Annotated in this window: 20 protein-coding genes and 1 riboswitch; of the genes, 6 read left to right on the top strand and 14 right to left on the bottom strand. The window is 29.8% G+C overall.

Going from position 1 to position 25104, the window contains the following annotated elements; translation table 11 throughout:
* Window positions 1–199: 199 nt before the first annotated feature.
* The 6 genes from FGK85_RS04985 to FGK85_RS04960 form a co-directional block, all read right to left on the bottom strand.
* Window positions 200–1045, bottom strand: a complete 846-nt coding sequence (locus FGK85_RS04985; protein WP_138204316.1) for a 3-hydroxybutyryl-CoA dehydrogenase — start codon at window positions 1043–1045, stop codon at window positions 200–202.
* Between the two features lie 177 nt (window positions 1046–1222).
* Window positions 1223–2224: an electron transfer flavoprotein subunit alpha/FixB family protein gene (locus tag FGK85_RS04980; protein WP_138204314.1), complete on the bottom strand. Its 1002-nt coding sequence runs from the start codon at window positions 2222–2224 to the stop codon at window positions 1223–1225.
* 19 nt (window positions 2225–2243) lie between these two features.
* Window positions 2244–3023, bottom strand: a complete 780-nt coding sequence (locus FGK85_RS04975; RefSeq protein ID WP_138204312.1) for an electron transfer flavoprotein subunit beta/FixA family protein — start codon at window positions 3021–3023, stop codon at window positions 2244–2246.
* Between the two features lie 12 nt (window positions 3024–3035).
* Complete coding sequence (locus FGK85_RS04970) at window positions 3036–4175, bottom strand: acyl-CoA dehydrogenase (RefSeq protein ID WP_138204310.1); 1140 nt, start codon at window positions 4173–4175, stop codon at window positions 3036–3038.
* Between the two features lie 39 nt (window positions 4176–4214).
* Window positions 4215–4994, bottom strand: a complete 780-nt coding sequence (locus tag FGK85_RS04965) for a short-chain-enoyl-CoA hydratase (RefSeq protein ID WP_138204308.1) — start codon at window positions 4992–4994, stop codon at window positions 4215–4217.
* Between the two features lie 453 nt (window positions 4995–5447).
* Window positions 5448–6089 carry a redox-sensing transcriptional repressor Rex gene (locus FGK85_RS04960; protein WP_138204306.1) on the bottom strand — a complete coding sequence of 214 codons (642 nt, stop codon included), beginning with the start codon at window positions 6087–6089 and terminating at the stop codon, window positions 5448–5450.
* Between the two features lie 422 nt (window positions 6090–6511).
* Between FGK85_RS04960 and FGK85_RS04955 the strand changes: the two genes are divergently transcribed.
* Window positions 6512–8431: an ABC-F family ATP-binding cassette domain-containing protein gene (locus FGK85_RS04955; RefSeq protein WP_138204304.1), complete on the top strand. Its 1920-nt coding sequence runs from the start codon at window positions 6512–6514 to the stop codon at window positions 8429–8431.
* A 333-nt stretch (window positions 8432–8764) separates the two neighbouring features.
* On the opposite strand, the gene FGK85_RS04950 is transcribed toward FGK85_RS04955, so the two are convergent.
* The 3 genes from FGK85_RS04950 to FGK85_RS04940 form a co-directional block, all read right to left on the bottom strand.
* Window positions 8765–10000 (bottom strand): CehA/McbA family metallohydrolase, encoded by a 1236-nt coding sequence (locus FGK85_RS04950; protein ID WP_138204302.1) that lies wholly within the window; start codon window positions 9998–10000, stop codon window positions 8765–8767.
* Window positions 10001–10373: 373 nt separating this feature from the next.
* A complete protein-coding gene (locus tag FGK85_RS04945) occupies window positions 10374–11726 on the bottom strand; it encodes a sodium-dependent transporter (RefSeq protein WP_171011331.1) in 1353 nt (450 codons plus the stop codon).
* A gap of 300 nt (window positions 11727–12026) precedes the next feature.
* Complete coding sequence (locus FGK85_RS04940) at window positions 12027–12584, bottom strand: TetR/AcrR family transcriptional regulator (protein ID WP_207670518.1); 558 nt, start codon at window positions 12582–12584, stop codon at window positions 12027–12029.
* Between the two features lie 420 nt (window positions 12585–13004).
* Window positions 13005–13179: riboswitch (cobalamin riboswitch) on the top strand.
* A 112-nt stretch (window positions 13180–13291) separates the two neighbouring features.
* Between FGK85_RS04940 and FGK85_RS04935 the strand changes: the two genes are divergently transcribed.
* The 4 genes from FGK85_RS04935 (at window position 13292) to FGK85_RS04920 (ending at window position 17325) form a co-directional block, all read left to right on the top strand.
* Window positions 13292–14227, top strand: a complete 936-nt coding sequence (locus FGK85_RS04935; protein WP_138204300.1) for an ABC transporter substrate-binding protein — start codon at window positions 13292–13294, stop codon at window positions 14225–14227.
* Window positions 14228–14313: 86 nt separating this feature from the next.
* Complete coding sequence (locus FGK85_RS04930) at window positions 14314–15375, top strand: FecCD family ABC transporter permease (RefSeq protein WP_138204298.1); 1062 nt, start codon at window positions 14314–14316, stop codon at window positions 15373–15375.
* Between the two features lie 2 nt (window positions 15376–15377).
* Window positions 15378–16193 carry an ABC transporter ATP-binding protein gene (locus tag FGK85_RS04925; protein ID WP_138204296.1) on the top strand — a complete coding sequence of 272 codons (816 nt, stop codon included), beginning with the start codon at window positions 15378–15380 and terminating at the stop codon, window positions 16191–16193.
* 46 nt (window positions 16194–16239) lie between these two features.
* Window positions 16240–17325: an AI-2E family transporter gene (locus tag FGK85_RS04920; protein WP_138204294.1), complete on the top strand. Its 1086-nt coding sequence runs from the start codon at window positions 16240–16242 to the stop codon at window positions 17323–17325.
* 1033 nt (window positions 17326–18358) lie between these two features.
* Here the strand turns inward: FGK85_RS04920 and FGK85_RS04915 are convergent.
* Together FGK85_RS04915 and tsaD are read right to left on the bottom strand one after the other, a co-directional pair.
* On the bottom strand, window positions 18359–19597 hold the full coding sequence (locus tag FGK85_RS04915; protein WP_243122805.1) for an MDR family MFS transporter: 1239 nt from the start codon (window positions 19595–19597) through the stop codon (window positions 18359–18361).
* A gap of 25 nt (window positions 19598–19622) precedes the next feature.
* Window positions 19623–20645 (bottom strand): tRNA (adenosine(37)-N6)-threonylcarbamoyltransferase complex transferase subunit TsaD, encoded by a 1023-nt coding sequence (gene tsaD / locus FGK85_RS04910; RefSeq protein ID WP_138204292.1) that lies wholly within the window; start codon window positions 20643–20645, stop codon window positions 19623–19625.
* A 342-nt stretch (window positions 20646–20987) separates the two neighbouring features.
* Here tsaD and FGK85_RS04905 point away from each other — a divergent pair, with 342 nt between their 5' ends.
* Window positions 20988–21620: a RusA family crossover junction endodeoxyribonuclease gene (locus tag FGK85_RS04905; protein ID WP_138204290.1), complete on the top strand. Its 633-nt coding sequence runs from the start codon at window positions 20988–20990 to the stop codon at window positions 21618–21620.
* Window positions 21621–21665: 45 nt separating this feature from the next.
* Here FGK85_RS04905 and FGK85_RS04900 read toward each other — a convergent pair whose 3' ends face one another.
* From FGK85_RS04900 to lplA, 3 genes are all read right to left on the bottom strand, one after another.
* Window positions 21666–22643 carry an NAD(P)/FAD-dependent oxidoreductase gene (locus FGK85_RS04900; RefSeq protein WP_138204288.1) on the bottom strand — a complete coding sequence of 326 codons (978 nt, stop codon included), beginning with the start codon at window positions 22641–22643 and terminating at the stop codon, window positions 21666–21668.
* 196 nt (window positions 22644–22839) lie between these two features.
* Window positions 22840–23703 (bottom strand): lipoyl synthase, encoded by an 864-nt coding sequence (gene lipA / locus FGK85_RS04895; protein ID WP_138204286.1) that lies wholly within the window; start codon window positions 23701–23703, stop codon window positions 22840–22842.
* A gap of 95 nt (window positions 23704–23798) precedes the next feature.
* The gene (gene lplA / locus FGK85_RS04890; RefSeq protein ID WP_138204284.1) at window positions 23799–24785 is read right to left on the bottom strand and encodes a lipoate--protein ligase; all 987 of its coding nucleotides are present in this window, start codon (window positions 24783–24785) and stop codon (window positions 23799–23801) included.
* Window positions 24786–25104: the final 319 nt, after the last annotated feature.

Here is a 25104-nt window from a genome sequence, read left to right as displayed (position 1 = left end):
AAAAAGAAAGATAACATAATTTCGCGTTGTCAAATTATGTTATCTTTCTTTTTTACATTCTAAAATTTTTCGTAATGAAATGAAGAAAAATTATCCTTCTCTAGCCCTCTGGTCCTCTAGCACACTAGCACACTAATTTTAGCCCTCTAGCACACTTGCACACTAGCCCACTGAAAATTGTGACAACGTCATAATTTTCTTATTTAGAGTAGTCATAAAATCCTTTTGATGTTTTTCTTCCAAGCCATCCAGCTCTAACATATTTTCTAAGTAATGAATGGGCTCTGTATTTTGTGTCTCCTGTCTCACTATATAAAACATCCATTATAGCAAGACATACATCAAGACCTATAAGATCCCCTAAAGCTAGAGGTCCCATTGGATGATTTGCGCCGTATTTCATAGCCTTATCTATATCTTCAACTGAAGCTACACCTTCAGCGTATATTCCTATAGCTTCATTAATCATTGGTATAAGTATTCTATTTACCACAAATCCTGGTGCTTCTGCCACTTCTACAGGTTCTTTGCCTATATTTATAGCTAAATCCTTAATTTTTTCAAAAGTCTCTTGAGATGTAGCCATACCCCTTATTACTTCTACTAACTTCATAATAGGAGCAGGATTAAAGAAGTGCATTCCTATTACTTTATCTGGTCTTTTTGTAGCAGAAGCTATTTCAGTTATGGAAAGAGATGAAGTATTAGAAGCTAATATTGTATCTTCTTTACATATTCCATCTAATTCAGCAAATATTTTTTTCTTTATTTCCATATTTTCTATGGCTGCTTCTACAACTAAATCACAATCTTCAGCTAAACCCAAGTCTGTAGTTCCTGATATTCTTGTAAGTATTTCTTCTTTAGTTGACTCGTCCATTTTTCCCTTTTGAACTAATTTAGATAAGTTTTTATTTATGTTTTGTAGTCCTCTATCAACAAACTCATCCTTTATATCTCTTACTAAAACCTCATGACCATTCATGGCAAAAGCCTGTACTATTCCAGAACCCATAGTACCAGCACCAAGTACACATATTTTCATATTTTACGCCCTCCTTTAATATTAACACCCCAAAATAATTTTTATTATATAGAATAATTTGCCCTAATATTAATACAACCTTAGAGCAAACTATTCACATATCCATATATAACAAGTTTTCATTACGTCAAATAACCATTGGATGAAATTTTATATTATTTCAAATTATCAGTCTTTTTAAATTATTTCTTTAGCCTTAGCTATCATTTCTGGTATGACTTTGTTTAAGTCTCCTACTATTCCAATATCAGCTACTTTCATAATTGGAGCATCTCCATCCTTATTTATAGCTATTATAAAATCACTGTCCTGCATTCCAGCTAAATGCTGTATAGCTCCTGAAATACCACAAGCAATATATACCTTTGGTCTTACAGTTTTTCCTGTTTGACCTACTTGAACAGCTTTATCTACCCAGCCACTTTCTACTGCAGCTCTTGAGCCACCAACTTCTCCACCTAATGCATCTGCTAGCTCCTTTAATAACTTAAAGTTTTCTCCTGCACCTACACCTCTACCACCAGATACAATGATTTGTGCCTCTCCTATATCTACAGTTTCCTTAGCAAGCTTAACTACTTCCTCTACTTTTGTTCTAATATGGCTTTCTTCCAATTGAACAGTAGCCTTTTCTATTTTACATTTACTATCTTCATCCTCTGGTAATTTTTCAAAAACTCCTGGTCTTACAGTAGCCATCTGTGGTCTATGATCTCCACATACTATTGTAGCCATTAAGTTTCCACCAAAAGCTGGTCTTGTCATTAAAAGATTGTTGTTTTCTTTATCTATATCCAAAGCTGTACAATCTGCAGTAAGTCCTGTTTCTAATCTTGCTGCAACTCTTGGTCCTAAATCTCTTCCTATATAACTTGCTCCTATAAATAATATTTCTGGTTTTCTTTCCCTTACTAAATCACATATAACCTTTGTATATCCATCAGTAGTATAGTTCTTTAATAATGGGTTATCCACTACTAAAACCTTATCAGCACCATGACTAGCTAAATCTTTCGCCATAGAATCCGTATTTTCACCTAACAATAACGCGGTTAATTCTACCCCTAGTTTATCTGCAATATCTCTACCTTTTCCTAATAGTTCTAATGCAACCTTTTGTATCTTTCCATCTCTTTGTTCCGCAAAAACCCAAACACCTTTATAATCTGCTATGTTCATTTATAATCCCTCCAACTCCTTAAATGTAGTGTTTCTCTTTTAATTTTCCAATGGCATAAGCAGCAGCTTCCTTTGGTGGTAAGTTAACTACTTCACCCGCTCCCTTTGTCTCCTTAGTAGCTGACTTCTTAACCTTTGTTGGTGAACCTGATAGTCCTAGAAGGGATTTATCTACTTCTATATAATCTGCATTCCATAGTTTTATTTCTTTATCAAAAACCCCAAATATATTTTCTATATTCATATATCTTGGATGATTTAATTCTTTTATAGCTGTTAAAAGCACAGGCATTTTAACTTTTATAGTTTCATAACCATCTTCTAAAGCCCTTCTTACTTTTAACTCTTCTCCATTTACTTCTATTTTTTCAACATATGTTATTTGTGGAAGATCTAAATGCTCTGCTATTTCAGGACCAACTTGAGCTGTATCTCCATCAATAGCTTGTCTTCCAGCAAATACTATATCATAATCTAATTTTTTTAATGCCCCTGCTAATGCACGTGAAGTAGCTAATGTATCTGCTCCTGCAAAAGCCCTGTCTGATATCAGTATAGCCTCATCTGCTCCCATAGCCAAAGCTTCTCTTAAAGCTTTTTCAGCTTGTGGTGGTCCCATACTTATAACAGTGACTTTAGCACCTACTGCATCTTTTAAATTTAAAGCTTCTTCTAAAGCATTTTTGTCATCTGGATTTATTATGGATGGAACTCCCTCTCTTATAAGTGTTCCAGTTTTAGGATCTATTTTAACTTCATTTGTATCTGGTACCTGCTTTAAACAAACAACAATATTCATCTCAATGCCCCCCTATCTTAATACACTGCCTGCTATAACCATTCTTTGAACCTCTGAAGTTCCTTCATATATCTCAGTTATCTTGGCATCTCTCATCATTCTTTCCATTGGATATTCCTTAGTATATCCATAGCCTCCAAATAGTTGAACAGCCTTTGTAGTAACTTCCATAGCCACTTCAGCAGCATATAATTTTGCCCTTGCAGCATCTACACTATATGGCATTCCATTATCCTTTTTCCATGCAGCATTATAAACTAGCAATTTAGCAGCTTCAATCTTTGTATCCATATCTGCTATCATCCATTGTAATCCTTGGAATGAAGATATACTTCTTCCAAATTGCTTTCTTTCTTTTGTATATTTAACAGCCTCTTCAAATGCACCTTCTGCTATTCCAAGAGCCTGCGCTGCAATACCTATTCTTCCTCCATCTAGAGTTTTCATGGCTATAGAGAAACCCTTGCCTTCTTTTCCAACTAAATTTTCCTTCGGAACAATGCAATCTTCAAATATAAGTTCAGTAGTTGAAGATGCTCTTATACCCATTTTATTTTCAAGTTTTCCTATGGAAAATCCTTTATATCCTTTTTCTATTATTAGGCAAGATATCCCCCTAGTTCCTTTGCTCTTGTCTGTCATAGCAAATATACAAAAAACATCTGCCACTCCACCATTAGTTATGAATATTTTTGACCCATTAACTAAATAATGGTCACCCATATCCACCGCTACAGTTTGTTGTCCTGCTGCATCTGTACCTGCATTAGGTTCTGTAAGTCCAAAGGCACCTATTTTTTCCCCTTTAGCAAGAGGTATTAAATATTTTTGTTTTTGTTCTTCTGTACCAAATTGTTCTATCAAGGAAGCGCATAAAGATGTGTGAGCTGAAAGGATAACACCTGTAGAAGCGCAAACTTTAGAAAGTTCTTCTACAGCTATTATATAAGATAAGGTATCTCCACCTGCTCCTCCGTATTCCTTGGCAAATGGTATCCCCATCATTTTGTATTTCCCCATTTTCTTTACATTTTCCATAGGAAACTCTTCTGTTTCGTCGATTTCTGCTGCTAATGGCTTAACTTCATTTTCAGCGAATTCTCTTACCATTTGCCTTACCAATTCCTGTTCTTTTGTCAATGCAAAATTCATTTATTTTACCCCCTTATTTATTTTGTTTTTTGTTTTTTATTATTTGTTCTTAAAATTTTTATTTCTTTTTTCAACAAAAGCATTCATACCTTCCTTTTGATCTTCTGTTGAAAAACATTCCCCAAATATTTCTGATTCATACTTTATAGCAGTATCCATGTCCATCTGCATACCTCTGTTTATAGCTTCCTTACATAGCTTAACTGCAATTGGTGCATTTTTAGCTATAGACTCAGCCAATTTTATAGCCTCATCCATTAGCTCTTCTGGCTCATATACTGCATTTACAAGTCCCATATGCAGTGCCTCTTCTGCACTAAAAAATCTACCTGTAAACATCAATTCCTTTGCCTTGCCTAGTCCTATATATCTAGCAAGCCTTTGAGTTCCACCAAATCCAGGTGTTATACCTAGGGCTACTTCTGATTGAGCAAATTTAGCTTTACTAGATGATATTCTAATATCACATGCCATTGAGAGTTCACACCCTCCACCTATGGCGAAACCGTTTACCGCAGCTATAACTGGCTTTTCTAATATTTCTAATTTTCTAAAAATTTCATTTCCAAGAATACTAAATTTTCTTCCTTCAATGGTTGTCATATCCTTCATTTCATTAATATCTGCTCCAGCTACAAAAGCTTTTCCTGCTCCAGTTATTATAAGCACATATATATCATCATCTTTTTCAACACAACTTATAACCTTTTGAAGATCCAGTAGAGTTTCAGTATTTATAGCATTTAAAACACTAGGCCTATTCATAGTAATTATCCCTATATTTTCTCTCTTTTCTAAAACAACATTTTTAAGTTCCATATTACTCCTCCCCATATCTATATTAACATATTTTTCAGAAAAATATATAGTATATTATTATATGTTTTTGAACTTAATTATGTTTTTCAATATAACTTAACTTTCGCAGTTATAATATTAAGTAAGTAAGTAAGAGGTAAGGAGTAATAAGTAAGAGTGAAGGATAAAACTCAAGGAGTTTTTTATAATTAATTTGTGATAGCAAGAAATCTTACTTAAAGAACTGGCAAGCCCGCTGACCCATATATCCCAAAGTTGAGTTAATATAATTAGTTGTATATCTATTTTAGTTAATATATTTTTGATTGTTATTTAATTAACAATATTATATAAAAAAATAATTGAAGATAGCTTCAATTATTTTTATTATATACCTATAACCCTGTAAATTCAATACAAATAAACATTTTTTGGTTATTTATATATTACTTAACTATTTTTAAAATTTAAATATTAATTTATATCATCATTCATCAAACAACTAAGAGTAAGTAAACTTTCACTTAAATGAACATTTTCTACTACTATTTGTGCATCTTCAGGTATTTGCAAATCCACAGGAGCAAAATTCCATATACCTTTCACTTTGTTCCTAATTAACATATCACAAACCTTTTGAGCACTATTTTTAGGTACACATATTATCCCTATATCAATATTGTCTTTTCTCAAAAAATCATCTAAAAAATCAATATCTAAAACTTCTACATCATTTATTTTTAATCCTATTATTTTAGGATTTATATCGAACATTCCCTGTACACTAAAACCTACTTTATCAAAATAAGTATAATTTGCAATAGCTTGCCCTATATTTCCTGCACCTATTATTACAGTTTTGTAAATTTTAGTTAATCCTAAAATAGCACTGATTTCATTGTAAAGTTCTTTTACATTATACCCATAACCCTGTTGACCGAAATCCCCAAAATTATTTAAATCTTGTCTTATTTGGGACGCGGTAAATCCAATTTTTTCACTAAGTTCTTTTGAGGATATTCTATCTATATCATTTTCCATAAGTTCTCTCAAATATCTATGATATTTAGGTAGTCTTTTAATTACCGCCATAGATATATTCTTTTTCTTATCCATCTTTACACCTCCCTACTACTGAGTTTATCTTATACTCTCTTATTAAAGTATTTGTATAACTACATAATTTATGCAATAATTTAATACTATTCTCTTATTATATTCTCTGTCAATAGTACTAGTAATATTATTTTATATAATTACATTTTTATACATTTTCCCTATTTTAACAGTATTATATTTAGACTATATTAATTATATTATTTTTAACAGGGTTTTTGCAAGTTAAAATATTCCTTTACAAATTGATTTATATGCAGTTATCCCGTAAGTTTATTATTTAACAATCTAATTTTACCTATTAACTATAGTATTTTATATTATCCAAAATTTCTGATATAATTATTAAAGGTATTCTGCCAATACCCAATGTATTCATTATAGTATTTAATTTTAATAGAGAATTTTAAGAAGGTGATTAAATGATTATTTTAAGTTGCAAAGATATACATAAAAGTTACGGAATAGATGTTATTTTAAACAAAGTATCTTTTAATATAAATGAAGGAGATAAAATTGGATTAATAGGAATAAATGGAGCCGGAAAGTCTACCTTGTTTAAAATACTTACCGGTGATTTAGAACAGGATAGCGGTGAACTTTTTATAGATAAAAGTAAAAAAATAGGATATTTGTCTCAGCATCTTTCTCTAGAATCCTCGCTTACCATATACGAAGAGATGCTTACTGTATTCAATGACCTAATCGATATAGAGTATAAATTGAACGATTTAGAAGTAAAAATGAATGAGCCATACACCGAAGATAATGCCCATATTCATGAAAAGGCTATAAAAGATTACACCACATTAACAGAAATTTATAATCATAGAGGCGGTTACGTATATAAAGGTGAAATTAATAGAGTTTTAACTGGATTAGGATTTCTCCATATAGATTTTGATAAACCTATAAATATATTAAGCGGCGGTCAAAAAACCAGAGTAGCTTTATGTAAATTACTTCTTATAAAACCTGATATTCTTTTACTTGATGAACCTACTAACCATTTAGATTTGGATGCTATAGAATGGTTAGAGGAATATTTAAAAGAATATAAAGGTTCTGTATTTATAATATCTCACGATAGATATTTTCTAGATGCAGTTACGGATAAAACTTTTCAATTGGTTAATGGTTGTATGAATATGTACAACGGCAACTATTCAAAATCCTTAGATCTAAGAAAAAAAGATTATGAAGTGCAATTAAAGGCTTATAATCTACAGCAGCAGGAAATAAAAAGACAAGAAGATATAATAAAGAAATTTAAATCTTTTAATAGAGAAAAAAGCATAAGAGCTGCTGAAAGCAGGCAAAAGGCTTTAGATAAGATAGAACGCCTAGATAGACCTGTGGAAGATACCATTTCTGCTAGAATTACTTTTGAAACCAGTATTAAAAGCGGAAATGATGTGCTATACATAGAAAATTTAAGTAAAAGCTTTGGTGAAAAACATCTGTTTAGCAACCTAAATTTAGATATTAAAAGTGGACAGATATCAGCTTTAATCGGTGAAAATGGAAGAGGCAAAACTACATTATTTAAAATAATTATGGATAAATTAAAACCTGACTCAGGTGTTAAAGTTTTAGGTAAAAATGTATTTTTAGGCTATTACGATCAGGAACAATCTGATTTAAACCTTAATAAAACTGTTATAGATGAAGTTTGGGATGCTTTTCCAAATTTAACTCAAACTGAAATTCGAAATTATTTAGCTGCTTTTCTTTTCACTGGAGATGACGTTTTTAAAGAAATTCATACTCTTAGCGGAGGGGAAAAGTGCAAAATCAATCTTTTAAAGCTTATGTTATCAAAAGCCAACTTTTTACTATTAGATGAACCTACTAACCATTTGGATATTATGTCAAGAGAAGCTTTAGAGGATGCTATACTTAATTATGATGGCACTGTGCTTTTAATTTCCCACGATAGATATTTCTTAAATAAAGTGGTAGATAAAATTTATGAACTAAAAGAAGATGAACTAAAGGAATATTTAGGAGATTATTCTTACTATATTGAAAAGAAAAAAAATCCATTAAGATTTGAATTAGAAGAAGAAAATGAAGGTAAAACAAAAACTCAAATAAAACTTGAAAAGAAAAAGAAAAGAGAAGAAGAAAAACTTCAAAAACAAAAGAAATTGGAAATAAAAAACTTAGAAGAAGACATAGCTAAAAAGGAAACTCTTTTAGAAGAATTGCAAAACCAATTATGTAAGGAAGAAATATACTCAAACCCACAAAAAAGCGAAACTGTAAATAAAGATATTATAAATTTACAGGAAGAAATAAATATTCTTTATGAAAAGTGGGAAGAATTATCTGATTTGTAAATGTTAAACCATAAGTTCAAATATTAAACTTGCAGATAATTAATAGATAATAGAGTAGGTAATAGATAATAAGTAATAAGTAAGAGTTAATAAGTAAGAGTTAAGGATAAAACTCAAGGAGTTTTTTAGAATTAATTAGTCTAGCTATTTCCAATAAAAGATTTTCCGTAACGCAGTGGAGGAAAATCCCCCTTAACTCTTACTTCTTACTTCTCTTACCTATTACTTAATTATTACCTTTTCCATAAACCCCATTTTACATTCTAAATTTTAAATTTAAAACGTTTATTCATCTAATGTAGAATTTAAATTTAAAATTCTTGAAGTTTTGTCCTATTTTACTATTATAGGAGAAGATATTCCCCTTCTCCCCCCCTTTTGGATAACCTTAACCACATACCAAGCATTATCTGTATCTAATTTAACTTTTGGTTTCCATGCACATTTATAACCCATAATATTTTTTTCTTCCAAAACCACTGATCCATTAGTTATTATTTGAACTTTTTCTATGGGTATTTTTTTATCTTCACATTCTACAGTAAACTGAATAATATCACCCTTTTTATATTCTTTTACAACACTACCCATCCACATTTCCCCAAGTTTAAATTTAAGTTTCATAGTATTGCTTTCTGTAGAGTAAATTCTCCTTTTTCTAATAGCTTCAAAGATATATTTTTTATTCAACTTAGGAGCCAATATTACCGTTAGATTTTCCCATTTACCCCAATCCCTTTTGTGATTGTCTTGACTATTTACCGCACCTAAATGCCACCCTTGATCCAACATTCCATAATAATGTTTTTCATATCTATTATATTTCTCCCCAAAACTTCCATTGCCCACTTCAATTAGACATATGTTTTCATTTAAGTGTTTTTCGTTTTTTAAATTAAATACAGATTTACCCGGATGATTTATACACAGTATTACATCTTCATATTTATTAATTATTTTTTCTAATTTATCCAATTTATTTATCTTTACCTTATCTACTTTGTCACAATTAAATAAATTTAAATGTCCCAATCCTTTTACGCTTATTTCTTTTCCAAAAAGAGCTAAATTATTTTTATGCTTTTTATTGAATTCACTGCAAACATTTCTATATTGTTCCCACTTTTCATCAGTATTCAATGAACTAGAATGGTCTGTCAACGCCCAAAAATCCATCCCCTTATTTTTTGCATTATTTAAAGCTTCTTCTGGAGTACCTTGTCCACTAGAATAAGAAGTATGAGAATGAAGATTTCCAAAATAATAATTCATTATCTCCTTTTCTTCTATAATAAAATACCACGCATAATCATAAGTTTCGCCCTTAGGAAACACTACCGAAATTTTTACACAATGCCTTCCCCTTTTAAGTTTCCTTTTGGGAGTATATTTTATTTTTTTATCCTTAATTTTATACTTTAAACTTTCACCATCTAAATACATTTTTATATTCTTAAAGTTTTTTCTTATATTATCACTATTTAAATAAACTTTTATTTTAGGTTTTCTATTTTTAATTTTTTCATATTCTAAAGGTTCTACACTCTTTACTAAATCTTTCTCATACATTTCTTCACCTCATCATCTAAGTACTTTGTAAAACGCTACCTATAATTCCATAATATTTATTTACATAATTAATGTGCCTAAAGCACGTGAAATTTAAAATAACTGAATAGCTATAGCAAAATCCGTAAAATTCATGCATAAACAAAAACCATGCATAAACAGGAAAATAAATTCCCTTTTATACATGGTCTTATTTTTAAAATTTATAAATATCTCCTATAATAAATTTTTTAAATAAATCCTTAACGCCAACTCTCCCCTTATCTACTCACTTAATTACATTAAAGTAAGGTTTTAATTAAAATATATAAATTCATATTTCTACCAATTGAAAATATAATTTTTCATATAATTATATTAGTTTTCCACATTACTATTTTATAGATCGAAGAAATACTATAAGTATAGCTACTGGACATATATATTTTATTAGGAAAAACCAAACTTTCTTTAATCTGAATTTTATTTCTCCTCCATTAGTTATTTCATCTTCACACTGTTGCTTTTTCCAAATCCATCCTACAAATATACATAATAAGAATCCACCTAATGGCAAAAGTATATTACTAGCTATAAAATCATACGTGTCAAAAAATCCTCTGTTACCCAGTAAATGAATATTGCTCCACACGCCTTGTGATAAAGAAGCCGGTATTCCTACTAAGAATATAATTATAGCTATAGCTATTGATGTTCTTTGTCTTGAAAAATTCCATTTATCTACTATATATGCAACTACCACTTCTAGCAAAGAAATAGATGAAGTAAGTGCTGCAAATAATACAAGTATGAAAAATAACACTGCAAATACTGTACCCAACGGCATTTTAGAAAATACTGCTGGTAATGTTACAAACATAAGTCCAGGCCCTTGATCTGGTTTAAATCCAAAAGCAAAAACTGCTGGCAAAATAGCAAATCCTGCTAACAAAGCTATAGCTGTATCAATAAGAGGAATTATAATTCCACTTTTAGGTATATTGGTATCTTTGCCAAGATAGCTTCCATAGGTTATCATACACCCCATACCTAAACTAAGAGAGAAAAATACTTGACCAAGAGCATCTAAAACCACACTCATGTTTATTTTTGAAAAATCAGGAATTATAAAGTATTTAACTCCTTCCATAGCTCCAGGCAATGTAACTGAACGTATTGCTAAAATAATAATTATCACAAATAAAGAAGGCATCATTATTTTACTTGCTTTTTCTATACCCTTATCAATACCTACAAATACTATAGCAAGAGTAATCAACATAAAAATTCCATGATATATTATAGGCATGGTTGTGGAAGATACAAATCCCCCAAATACTTCCTTTAATACATTTGCATCACTAATTTTTAAAGCTCCCGTTGCAGACTTTACTAAATAATTAATAACCCATCCACCCACAACACTATAGAAGGATAATATAAGAAAAGCTGCCAAAACGCCAAGAGCTCCTACCCATCCCCATTTTTTATTAATTTTCGAATATGCTCCTATGGCATTTAATTGAGTATTCCTTCCTAAAGCAATTTCAGCTATCATTAAACTAAAACCCAATAATAAAACTATAATTACATAGACTAAAACAAAAGCCCCTCCTCCGTTAGTCCCTGCTTTATAAGGAAACTTCCACAGGTTTCCAAGGCCTACAGCTGATCCTGCAGCTGCTAATATAAAACCAAGTTTAGACCCCCACTGTCCTCTTTCTTTATTTTCTATTACTTTACTCATAATAGCGCCCCTTTCTTTTTGAAATATTTACATATTATTATATATGAATTTAAGCAAATTCAAAACACCTTTTTTCAGAAAATTATTTAATTATTTTTTTAACATTTACCACTATAAAATCAGTTGTACTAATATTAACGCGTGATTATTTTTTTAATAACATTATGTGTATTTTTGTTTTTTTGCAAGTTTTATATCCAATTATTTCTTAAAATGTATGATTAAAATTATATATGTTCATAAAAAAAACAATCATAGCCAATTTTAATTCACTAGGATTGTTTTTATTTTATCAATATTCTATTTTGTTAATATTTTTCTTATGCTCTTAAAAAGTACCGGCTTCATATTATCTATATTATCTGGTTCTTCAAATATTATACCGCTATAGCATATAGAACTTGTCAATTCTAATATTATAAATAAGGTTTTTCCTGAATCCTCTATATCGTAATCACCAGAATTCATATTTTCCATAAATATATCTACTAGCCTTTTCATTTCTTCATTAGTATCTATATCATACACAGCTTTTCTATATATACCCCAAGATAAATTCTTATGTATTAATTTTAGAAGCATTTTATTATTCTTAAAGTACTCAATTAAATAGTTTATAAAAAATATTATAGCTTCTATAAAATCATTAAATTCATCTTTATTTTTCTCAGTTTCTGCCATAGCTTCCTTAATTACCACAGAACTCTTTTTTAAAATTATTTTATCGAATATATCATATTTATCTTTAAAATACAAATAAAAAGTTCCCTTAGCCACTCCAGCCTTTTTAACTATATCATCTATAGCTGTGTTATTTATACCTTTAGTTGTAAATAATTCATATGCTGCATCGTACAAGCTATTCCTCTTAATAGTTTTATTTTCTTTTCTTTTATTTCTCTTTAACGAAGGTTTTTCTCCCACTGCTGATTTACCGTTAAAAGCCTCCTTTAAACTTCTAAAGTTTAGCTCTTAAATAGTTACTTTAAAAAAGTTTAGAAACTTATAACGTACCTCCTTTCTCATTAATGTGATTATAATTATTAATCACTATCTAGTATAACACTAATATAAAATTATTAGTAACCATAACTTTAAAATTTATACTTTAATCACTGCCAATATAATTTAATTATAATGTATAATATTGTTTTTAAAAAGTCCTTTTTAATACTACTCTTCAAATTGTTGCATAGAACTTTAGATTATAGTGTGTATACACTGATTAAATAGTTTGATTAATAAATATATAAGTGCTATAATCATTTTGTAAATTTATAAATAATTCATATTATAGGTACTTTAATGTTTAAATGGGAAATGAGTGAAAGACTCATACGGTCCCGCCACTGTAATGAAGAGTTTATTGACTTTATGCCACTTAATTTATTAGGGAAGGCGTCAATAGATGATGATTCTAAGTCAGGAGACCTGCCTATAATAGTTTAGTATTAGCTTGCGCGGATAAAGCTTATATTGGTTTGTTTTTTATGACCACTATCTTTTATTACGCAGGATAGTGGTTTTTTATATTGAAAAAAATTACAAATAATAGGAGGATCTTTATGAAAAACTTTAAAAAATTTATATCAAGTTGTTTATTTTTAGTAATGTTATTTTCACTAGCAGCCTGCAGCAACAAAAAAACCGATTCATCTAAGACTAAAGAAGATACGAAAATTTCTTATCCTTTAAAGATAAAGGATTCATATGATAGAGAGGTTTCTATAGAAAAGGAACCAGCAAAAATAGTTTCTCTAGCTCCAAATATAACTGAAACTATTTTTGCTTTAGGAAAGGGTGATAAATTAGTTGGTAAAACTGATTACTGCGATTATCCAGAAGCTTCTAAAAAGATTGAATCTGTAGGAGGACTTAAAAACCCTAATATAGAAAAAATAGCTCAGTTAAAACCGGATTTAGTTGTTGCTTCTACTCATTTTGATAAAAAAGTTCTACAAAAACTAGAAGCTTTAAATATTAAAACCGTTGTACTTTATGGTAAAGATAATCTAGATGGAGCATATAGCGTAATAGATAAGCTAGGCACAATATTAAACGCAAAAGAAAAATCAAATGAAATAGTTTCAAGTATGAAAAAGAAAGTTGAATCAATAAAAGAAAAGGTTAAAGGTAAATCTACACCTTCTGTATACTACGTAATTTCTTATGGTAAATTTGGTGATTACACTGCTGGCGGAGATACTTTTATAAATGAGCTTATAGAAACTGCCGGTGGAAAAAATGTGGCTTCTGACGTTAAAGGCTGGCAATATAGTATAGAAAAACTTATAGAAAAAAATCCTGATATAGTAATATGCTCTAAATATTTTGATGCTAAAAAAGGAATTGAAAATGCAAACGGTTATAAAGATTTAACTGCTGTAAAAAATAATAAATTATATGAAATAGACAATAATCTTTTAGATAGACAAGGACCTAGACTTGCAGATGGCCTTGAAGAATTAGCAAAAATTATACATCCTGAATTATTTAAATAAAAGAGCCATAAAGGACTATTGACATTTAATACAATGTTTGTATTGTCAATAGTCCTTTCAAGAATAATTTGAAATGGGGAAAGAAAATGAATTTTACAGAAAAAAAAACACACTACAATATATTATTTATTATTCTTACCGTTATTTTATTTTTGCTTATAATATTCTGTGCTGCACTAGGCGCTGCAGATATAAATTTTTTTAAATCAATGAAAATTTTATTTTCTAAGCTTCCTTTTATAAATATTTTAATAGATACTTCTAATATTAAAGCTTCTGAAAGTCTAATAGTTTTAAATATACGTTTACCTAGAATATTAATGTCTATAATAATAGGTATAGGTCTATCCATAGTTGGCTGTTCTTTTCAAGCTATATTTAAAAATCCCATGGCAGACCCATATATACTAGGTATTTCATCTGGTTCTGCCTTAGGAGCTACTGTAGGCATAATATTAAATTTCTCCTTTCTAAGCAAATTTTTAAACAGTGTTATTGGAATATCCTTTTTCGCTTTTTTAGGTGGTATATTAACCACTCTCTTTGTCTACAATATCGCAAGAGTGGGAAAAAAACTTCCTACAAACACACTGCTTTTATCTGGGGTAACCATGAGTTTTTTACTTTCTTCTATAATATCAATACTAATGCTATTTAATAGAAATCAATTAGAAGATATATATATGTGGACAATGGGTAGTGTTTCCTCTGCTAGCTGGCAGGAACTAAAAATAGTAGTACCTATAATATTAATAGGTTCTCTAATAATAATATCCCTATCCAAAGACTTAAACATTATGTTAACCGGTGATAGCACTGCTGAAAGTCTTGGAGTAAATGTAGAAAAAGTCAAAAAGATAATACTTATAACTTCTTCATTAATAGTTGCTTCCTGCGTATCTGTCACAGGTATAATCGGCTTTGTAGGACTTATAATTCCTCATATAACTAGATTAATAGTTGGACCTGACCACAAAATTTTATTTCCCTTCTCTGCACTATTTGGTGCTATATTTTTAACTATTACAGATACCTTGGCTCGTACATTAATAAATCCTTCTGAAATACCTGTTGGGGTTATTACTGCATTATTTGGTGCACCATATTTTTTATACCTACTATACCAAAATAAGAAGAAGGTGTTATAATTATGATACTTGTAAAAGATCTAAACTTTAAGTATGGTGAAAAAACTATATTAGAAAATATAAATTTAAATATAGAAAAAAATAAATTTTACAGCATACTTGGTCCAAATGGTTCTGGTAAAACTACTCTTTTAAAAAATATTAATAAATCCTTTGAACCAATAAAGGATACTATATTTATAGAAAATGAAGACTTGTACTTCATAAAAAATAAGGAATTAGCAAAGAAAGTTTCCTGGGTTCCGCAAAATACAATTATAGATTTTGATTTTTCTGTTATGGACATAGTTCTCATGGGCAGAAATCCATATATAAATAGATTTTCCTCTGAAAGTCCTGAAGATTTAAAAATTGTAGAAGAATCTATGAAAATAACTAATACCTGGCACTTGAAAAATAAAAACATTAAAGAATTAAGCGGCGGAGAACGTCAGCGGGTAATTATTGCACGAGCCCTTGCTCAAAAGACCGATATACTCCTACTTGATGAACCAACTTCTAATTTGGACATATATCATCAAATTGAACTTTTAGATACCATAAAATTTATAGACTTCAACATGACTATTGTAGCTGTTTTACACGATTTGAATCTAGCATCCCAGTACAGTGATTATATAATACTTTTAAAAGATGGAAAAATAATTTCCATAGGTACACCAGAACAAGTTCTTACTAAAAATAACATAAGACTAGCCTATTCCATAGATGTAAACATAATAAAAGATCCCGTAACTTTACGACCTCATATAATACCTATAAGTAAAAAATTAATAGAAAATAACTTTTATAATAATTCTAAAGCTAATTCCATGTAATAGGACTATAAAATTAATTTCACTTATTATACGAGGAGTGACTATTTTGATTAAAAATAAAAAAATACCCTATTTAAATTTAATCCCCATACTGGTTATATCTTTTTTACTATTTAAATTCATTGATAATATTAATTTATTTGCAAAATCTCTAAAAACATTTTTATCTATAATTAGTTCATTTATATGGGCATTTTGTATCGCTTATATTTTAAGTCCTGCTGTCAATTATTTAGAAAAGAGATTTAAACTAAAAAGACCTATTAGTTTACTTATAGTTTATACCCTAGTTCTGGGAAGCATAGTACTGCTAATAACAAGAATATCCCCTAAAATAACTCACAGTATAAGTGACTTAGTTAAAAATATTCCTGATTACATTGATAAGACAAAACATTGGATAGACAACTCTAATTTAACTTTAGATTTTCTAGACAAGCTCGGAATAAATATAGATGAAAAAATTAACGCTCTTACTGGTAAATTCACCACTTCCATAGGAGAAGGCTTAAATATAGCTTTAACCAAAGCTATTACCATTACATCATCCTTTTTTAAGGCCATTTTAGGTTTTATAATTTCTGTATATATACTAAAGGATAAAGAAAAATTTAAATATGGTTTTAAAAGATTTTTGTATGCAACATTAAAAGAAGAAACTGTGGATAAAATCATACATATTTCAAGAGAAGTGGATAATATTTTTCTTAAATACATAATTGGGAAAGCCATAGACTCCTTTATAATAGGTATACTTTGTTTTATAGGTCTAAGTATTTTGAAAGCTCCATTTGCCTTGTTTTTAAGTTTGATAGTAGGTGTAACTAATATGATACCTTATTTTGGACCTTTTATAGGAATGATACCAGCCTTTATAATAACTTTATTTTATAATCCTATAAAGGCCCTTTGGGTACTTATATTTATATTTGCACTTCAACAATTTGATGGTTTATATTTAGGACCTAAAATTTTAGGTGATAAGGTTGGATTAAGTCCTTTCTGGATAATTTTAGCCATAGTTGTAGGTGGCGGAACTTTTGGCGTTATAGGAATGTTTTTAAGTGTTCCTGTTATAGCAGTATTAAAAACATTTTTAGATGACTTCATATCCAAAAAACTCTCTGAATAAAAATATATTGCGACGCAATTTTATAATTGACAATTGACAATGGACAATTAAGTAAGAAGTAAGAAATAAAAAATAAGAGATTAGGTACTAGGTACTGGGTGCTAGGTGCTAGGAAAGGATGATTTTCCTCCACTACGTTACGGAAAATCTTTAATTAAATATAAGCAATGGTATAGTGGGAAAAGGTATAATTGATTCATTAAATGAAGTGGTTATACTTTTTCTTTTTAAGGGCTTAAAAAATCTTTTATTGGCGGTAGCCAGCGAAAATATAGAAATATCAAATAATGTTGAAATTCCCTAAGAAGTTTTATCCTTTAATACATTTAGAATCGAGGGATTGGGGATTATGAATTGGTGACTAAACGAACGGCTACGCCTAAAAAAAATTATGAGTTCTTTCTTATAAATTAAAGATTTCCTAAATAAAATGAAGAAAATTCACATTAATTGATATTTATTATTTGAGAAAATTGGATAATTCATTTTAAAATAAAATCTTGTTAAGATATTGTATAGATCCAATTTACGGAATACTATATATTATGGCTATGTTTTAAATTTATTAATTATGCAAATCTCTCATTTATATATTTAACCTGGCTATCGCCAATAAAAGATTTAAGTTAAGTCCCAAAAAATAGCTAACACAATTTCACAACGTGAAATTATGTTAGCTATCTTTTTTACATTCTAAAATTTTTCGTAATGCAATGAAGAAAAATTATCCTTTAGTAGGCTGTTTTCTCCCCGTGACGATATATGCATGACCTGAAAAATCTGCTTTTAATGGAGTGATAAAATTGAAATTTGGGACTATTGAACTAGCTTTAGAACTTCTTTGTTTTGAAATTTAAATCCCCGTTAAGAAGCCTTCATTGCTTGAGTGAGGTACGAGCGAGTTTGAAGGCTTTAGGGGATTTAAATTTCAAAACATTTAGAAGTTCTTAGCGTACTGTTCACAGTCCCAAATTTCAATTTTATCACGGAATTAAAAGCAGATTTTTCCTATGGCACTTACTTCACAATTTTCTTATTTTCTCTTTTCGTTTAGATAAAGACCGTACATGGAAATTCCGGATAAGATAGCTAGTCCTAAAACTAAAGTCCAGGATAATGTAAATCCACTTTTCTCTAAAATCCCACCCATTACATATGGCGCTATAGCATATCCCGCTCCAGAGATTATAGGTATAAGAGCATTAAATCTACCTCTGTGTGACATTGGACTGTGGTTTGCTATGTATACTCCTGAATTAGTTGAACATAATATTTCCCCTACTGTCCACACTGCTGTGGATAATATAAATAATGGATATGCTTTTATAATAGACAACATTCCAAATCCTATAGCATAAAAAACTCCTGCCAATGCGATATTTAAAACTGCCTTATTCTTCTTTGTAATATGCGTTATAATTGTAGTAAAAAATATTACTGTAAGAGCATTTACGGTCATTAAATATCCATATAATTTTTTAGAAGCTATTGTTCCAAATATATCATTTACTTGAAGTGGTATTATATAGCCAGCTTGAGCGTAAATAAATGAATATATAATAGAAATAAAAGTGAAAATAAGTAAATTTGGTCTCTTAATTAATGCTAAAATGGTAGAACCTTCTTCACTTTTTTCATCATCATCAATTCTTATTTCCATTTCCTTCTCTTCAGGTATAGACTCTTTAACATATACCATTACTAAAATTAATGAGATTAATGTAGTTATACCATCACCTATAAATAAAATTCTCATATGATTGTTATATAACATTCCTGCAATTAATGGTCCTATGGCAAAACCTACATTTATACCTAAATATAAAAGAGAAAAAGCTGCTTTCCTATTTTCCTTATTAGTAACATCCGCCAGCATTGCACTATTAGCTGGTTGTGCTGCCCCATTAAATACCCCTGATAAAATAAGCAACCATATTATAAAATGAGGATTGTTTAATACTCCACATAAAATTAATGAAAAAGCTGCTAATCCCTGAGATATAATTATTGTTCTCTTTCTTCCTGCATGATCTGCTAACTTTCCACCTATTAAGGATCCAATACCACCGCATACTGCAGTTATGGTTATAAATGTACCTATTTCCTTAGGAGACATATTTAACCTATCCTTAAGAAAGAATGTCATAAATGGATAAACAAAATTTCCAATACAATTTATAACCCTAGCTATAAATAAAACATATATTTCTTTTGGCAACCCTGAATAAGTGCCTAGCAGGGATTTAAATCTTCTATTTATATTTGTCCCCAATTTTTCACCCCCATTATTATAGTTTTTATCTCTCTCCTAGCTTTAAATTTGGAATAGCATTTAAAGTCAAAGGAGCTATATTTCCTTTTTTATATTCAAAGTAAGCAGCACTTCCTATCATCGCTGCGTTATCTGTGCATAAAATCATTGAAGGAAACAACACTCTTATTCCTTCTTTTTCACCTCTTTTAATCATTGATTCTCTAAGACATGAATTAGAAGCTACTCCGCCTGCAATGGCTATTTTATCTACCTTTCTCTTTTTGCAAGCTTCCATTGCATTGTCTACCAATACATCTACCACTGCCTTTTGGAAGGATGCTGCCACATCTTCTCTAACTATTTCTTCATTCCTCATCTCTTTATTGTTTAAATAATTAAGTACTGCTGATTTAACTCCACTAAAGGAAAAATCTAAACTGTTGTCGTGGAAATTAGCTCTAGGGAATTTTATGGCATCAGCATTTCCTTCTTTTGAAACCCTATCTATTTTAGGTCCACCTGGATAGCCAAGCCCTATGGCTCTTGCTACTTTATCGAAAGCTTCTCCTGCTGCGTCATCCCTAGTTCCGCCCAGAACTTCAAATTCACCGTAATCCTTCATATATACTATGAAAGTATGTCCTCCAGATACCACGAGACATACAAATGGTGGCTCTAGTTCTTTATACTCTATAAAGTTAGCACTTATATGTCCTTCTATATGATTTACACCTATTAATGGCTTATTTAAGGCATAGCTAAGGCCTTTTGCATATTGAAGTCCAACCAGTAGTGCCCCAACTAATCCTGGGCCATAGGTAACGCCTATAGCATCTATATCCTCAAGTGTAACATTGGCTTTATCTAAAGCCTCTTGAACCACTGCACTTATGGCTTCTATGTGTTTTCTAGACGCCACTTCTGGAACCACTCCCCCAAATTTAGTATGTATATCTATTTGAGAAGCTATTACATTAGATAACACTTCTCTTCCATTTACAACTACTGCCGCTGCAGTTTCATCACAACTGCTTTCTATAGCTAATATTTTTATATCTTCATTCATAATAGATCCCTTCCTTTACTGTGTAGTATTTAATGCAAAGTATAATAAGTAAGAAGTAAGAGGTAAGGATAAAACTCTAGGAGTTTTTAATAATTAATTTGTAGGTAATCGTTCTTACTTTTTCACTATTAACTCTTACTTTTTCACTATTAGTTCTTAGTTCTTCACTATTTCCATATAGCCTAAAATATTACTACATCTAATTTTATACCTTAACTTCTATAATACAAAAAACTTCATATATCATCAAGGAAAACCTTAAAAACTTTCAAAGCCTATCCATTTTGTATTATATTAATATTATGATATAATTCTTTTGATAATATGAAAAGGAGTTTGTATATGATTTGTAATTACGCTAAAGTTATAATTAAGGGCTCTCCTATAACAAAATCTAATTTTAAACTTTCTAATACTCAAGGACGAGCTATACTACCTTATGATTCTGGAAAATATCATGATAGATATGCTTTATATGAAGAACAAATAGCTTATGAAGCTAGATGCCAAAACCCTAATACAGTGCTTAATGAATCGTTAATAGCTATATTAAAGGTATATTATAAAAGTAAAAAAAGGCATCCTGATACCACAAATATAACTAAAAGTATTTTTGATGGAATAGAAAAAAGCGGATTGATTATAAATGATGCTCAAATAAGAAGATTGATTATTGAGGAGTTTTATGATAAAGATAATCCTAGATTTGAATTAGAACTTTTTCCTGAAAGTGAATATCATGTGGAATACTCTATATTGAAAAAAGAAAAGCCTGAAAAACCTATAATTTACACACCACCAGCAAATAAAAAAAACAAGATCATCTCTTGCCAAAATAACTTAAAAAAAGAATCAGGTGATTCTAATAGTGAATTATGTGAAATATGCGGCAAACCTATAAAAAGCAAAGAAGGAGTATCTATTAATAAGGGCAGCTCATTTATTTGCAATAATTGTTTCAAAAAACTTTTTTAGTGCTGTACATTTAATATCTTGTACAGCACTAAAATTTTAAATGGATTATTTTAACACATTTATATACTCAGCTGCAGACTTCCCTGCTTTATCACCTTCAGAAACTACATAATCAGTGTTGTAATTAATTTTAAGCAAGTTCCCACAGGCAAATATTCCATCTACAGATGTGCACATATTTTCATCTACCACGGGACCTCCCCAAGGACTATTTAGAGAAATTTTAGCATTCATAGCTATATCAGTTTCAGGGAATAACTGCACAGATAAAAGCAGTGTATCACATTCTACATAGCGCTCAGTACCTTCTAATACCTTTTTATCCTTGTCCAGTGAAGCTAGTGTTACACCCTCTATTCTATCTTTTCCTTTTATATCTATTATATAGCAGTTTTCCTTAAATGGTATATTAAACTCCTCTATACATTCTCTAAAAAATTCTTTTTTTCCTATGGGCTGCGGATTTTTTTCTACCACCATTTTTACATTTGCCCCTTCTAATTTAAGCCTTCTGGCAGTTAATAAAGCTAAATTACTTGAACCATAAACTATAACTTCTTTTCCCGGTAAATATCCATGTAAATTCACTAGTTTATGTGCTGTTCCACAAGTATATATGCCTACACACTTATTCCTAGGTATATTTATAGCACCTATAGATTGTTCTCTACATCCTGTAGCTAAAACTACAGCTTTAGCTTTTATATTTTTTATACCTTCTTTTTCACTTACATAAGTTATTTCTTTATGTTCTGTAAGTCTTAATACGGTAGAATTTATCTTGGTTTCTATTTTATATTCATTTATTTTATCAATAAACCTTTGTATATATTCAGGACCAGTAACATATTCTTTAGAATCTTTTAAGAAGAATCCATTGTGAATATTTTCGTTTAGTATACCTCCTAAAGAACTATCTCTTTCTATTATACAAACCTTATCTATTCCTTGCTTTTTAGCAGTAATAGCTGCAGATAAGCCACTAGGTCCCCCTCCTATTACCACCACATCATATAATTGCATAGAATTTCCGCTGCCAAAACTTTATAAAACCATTCAATATATTAAAACATATTTTTATAGGATTTATTTCTGTTTTTGCAACAGTCCACCTCCCTCTAAATTAAAAAAGACTAAGCTAATATCTCTAATATATTTTATCAGTTTATATAAGGTATGTATATATTACGGCTATAATTCCACTATACAAATATACAGTTTATTTTCCCTTAATTTTTTCGAATACTTCTACTGCATTATAAGAGCTTCTAACCAAAGGAGCTGATGCCACATATTTAAACCCTAAACTTTCTCCAATTTTCTTGTATTCATCAAATACATCTGGATGAACATATTCTACTACATCATGGTGTTTTTTAGATGGCTGCAAATATTGTCCCATGGTGAATATGTCACAATCTACTTTTCTAAGATCTTTCATAAGACTAACCACTTGCTCTTTCGTTTCTCCTAAGCCTAACATTATTCCAGACTTAGTCAAAATAGAGCTATCCATTTTCTTAACATTTTCTAAAACCTCAAGGGATCTTTTATATATTGCTCTTGGTCTAACCCCTGGATATAAATCAGGCACTGTTTCTACATTATGATTTATTATATCCGGTTTTTCATCTGCTACTAATTTAAGAGCTTTTTCATCTCCTTGGAAATCAGGTATTAAAACCTCAATGGTCACCTTTCTATTTAAATTTTTAACTTCCTTTATAACCTTAGCAAAGTGTCCTGCTCCACCATCTTCTAAATCATCTCTGGTTACAGATGTAACAACTACATGCTTTAAGCCAAGTCTTTCTACTGCTTTAGCTAAATTTTTTGGTTCCTTTTCATTTACAGGCTCTGGTTTACTTTTAGTTACATTGCAAAAGGTACAATTTCTAGTACAATTTCTGCCAAGTATCATAAATGTTGCTGTCCCTTTATGAAAACATTCTCCTCTATTAGGACATAAAGCTTCTTCACATACAGTATTTAATTCTAAATCCTTTAATAACTTTTCTACTTCTACAGAATTGTGATTTCTAACTAGTTTTACCTTTAACCATTCTGGCTTTCTTACGTACATTTTTATTCCCCCTTAAAATATTAAATGCAGCATATACTACACACCCATTATATTTTCTATTTCTAAACTACTTATAATTTATAAATCACACATGTTTATTTATAGTTAAACATCAACCCCATAAACTGTTCCATTGTTAAATCAGATATGTATTCTGAAATATTTATAGCTTTAATGATTTGTGCTATGTTTTCTTCCTGATATTTTTTCCCTATAAGTATATTTTCTAATTCACTAATTTCTTTTTTGCCAAAAAAGTCTCCATTTATCTCTATGTCATTTATACTTCCATTCTTTATGGATAAATTAATTTGAACTACCCCGCATTTAAACTTGTCCTCATTAAAAAATTCAAACTTGGGTGAATTTCCATAAGTCCATTGCCAAGTAGAAAATTTTTCTTGGGATATTTTATTTATTTTTTCTAACTCTTCTTCGTCTAGTTCATAAAACTCCTTGCAATTAAATTCTTCCATCACTAATTTTATTAGACAATCCTTAAATTCTTCTACTTCCATATCCCTATTTAAATACTTTCTTATATTAGTAACTCTATTTGATACAGACTTAATAGCCTTATCCTTAAATTTTATAGGATTGCTCTTTAAAGCTTTTACTAAGTCTGATAAATCCGCATCAAATAATAAAGTCCCATGATGAAGAACTTTATTTTTATATGAATATTGTGCGTTGCCACAAAATTTTTTTCCTTCCACGGTTAAATCATTTCTTCCAGTAAACTCTGCATTTACTCCAAGTTTTTTCAAGGCATTTATTATAGGCTTAGTAAATCCTTTAAAATCTGCAAAATCCGAATCCTTTTTAGTTATAAATGTAAAGTTTAAGTTACCTAAATCACAGAATACTGTGCCGCCACCAGATACCCTTCTAACTACATCTATATCTTTTTCTTTAACATACTCTAAATTTATTTCTCTTAGTGTATTTTGATTTTTCCCTATGAGTATAGATCTTCTATTTCTCCACAGTATAAAACAATCTGTATCCTTTTCCTTAAGTATGTACTCCTCTACAGAATGATTAATATATGGATCTGTAAAGCTACTATTTATAAATATCAAGTCTATCCCCTCCAGTAAACTTATGGTGCAATTTAAAGGTTTTCATCCATGCTAATTGCTAAGTGAATTACCATTAAAATAAGCGACAGAATTTATATTCAAAATTCTACTAATATTATACTACATTTATTTATATTATCATTATTATATTTTAAATACAAATTGAAGGAATCTAATTTATTTATACTATATTAATAAGATGCAAAATAGCACTTACATAGACAAGATATGTTTTTGCAAATCTTCTATAGAAAATAGTAATTCTTAAGCATATTTTTAAAAGACAACCAAATTACAACCAATGCTTAAAAATCAACAA

It is taken from the genome of Haloimpatiens lingqiaonensis, assembly GCF_901447495.1.
Taxonomy (GTDB): domain Bacteria; phylum Bacillota; class Clostridia; order Clostridiales; family Clostridiaceae; genus Haloimpatiens; species Haloimpatiens lingqiaonensis.
Note: the sequence above shows the minus strand (reverse complement) of the source record. Positions and strands in the feature narration are given on the sequence as shown.

Bases quoted from the DNA above. Each gene is read 5' to 3' on its own strand.
- FGK85_RS04985 (WP_138204316.1), bottom strand. From the start codon at position 1,045: ATGAAAATATGTGTACTTGGTGCTGGTACTATGGGTTCTGGAATAGTA.
- FGK85_RS04980 (WP_138204314.1), bottom strand. From the start codon at position 2,224: ATGAACATAGCAGATTATAAAGGTGTTTGGGTTTTTGCGGAACAAAGA.
- FGK85_RS04975 (WP_138204312.1), bottom strand. From the start codon at position 3,023: ATGAATATTGTTGTTTGTTTAAAGCAGGTACCAGATACAAATGAAGTT.
- FGK85_RS04970 (WP_138204310.1), bottom strand. From the start codon at position 4,175: ATGAATTTTGCATTGACAAAAGAACAGGAATTGGTAAGGCAAATGGTA.
- FGK85_RS04965 (WP_138204308.1), bottom strand. From the start codon at position 4,994: ATGGAACTTAAAAATGTTGTTTTAGAAAAGAGAGAAAATATAGGGATA.
- FGK85_RS04960 (WP_138204306.1), bottom strand. From the start codon at position 6,089: ATGGATAAGAAAAAGAATATATCTATGGCGGTAATTAAAAGACTACCT.
- FGK85_RS04955 (WP_138204304.1), top strand. From the start codon at position 6,512: ATGATTATTTTAAGTTGCAAAGATATACATAAAAGTTACGGAATAGAT.
- FGK85_RS04950 (WP_138204302.1), bottom strand. From the start codon at position 10,000: ATGTATGAGAAAGATTTAGTAAAGAGTGTAGAACCTTTAGAATATGAA.
- FGK85_RS04945 (WP_171011331.1), bottom strand. From the start codon at position 11,726: ATGAGTAAAGTAATAGAAAATAAAGAAAGAGGACAGTGGGGGTCTAAA.
- FGK85_RS04935 (WP_138204300.1), top strand. From the start codon at position 13,292: ATGAAAAACTTTAAAAAATTTATATCAAGTTGTTTATTTTTAGTAATG.
- FGK85_RS04930 (WP_138204298.1), top strand. From the start codon at position 14,314: ATGAATTTTACAGAAAAAAAAACACACTACAATATATTATTTATTATT.
- FGK85_RS04925 (WP_138204296.1), top strand. From the start codon at position 15,378: ATGATACTTGTAAAAGATCTAAACTTTAAGTATGGTGAAAAAACTATA.
- tsaD (WP_138204292.1), bottom strand. From the start codon at position 20,645: ATGAATGAAGATATAAAAATATTAGCTATAGAAAGCAGTTGTGATGAA.
- FGK85_RS04905 (WP_138204290.1), top strand. From the start codon at position 20,988: ATGATTTGTAATTACGCTAAAGTTATAATTAAGGGCTCTCCTATAACA.
- FGK85_RS04900 (WP_138204288.1), bottom strand. From the start codon at position 22,643: ATGCAATTATATGATGTGGTGGTAATAGGAGGGGGACCTAGTGGCTTA.
- lipA (WP_138204286.1), bottom strand. From the start codon at position 23,703: ATGTACGTAAGAAAGCCAGAATGGTTAAAGGTAAAACTAGTTAGAAAT.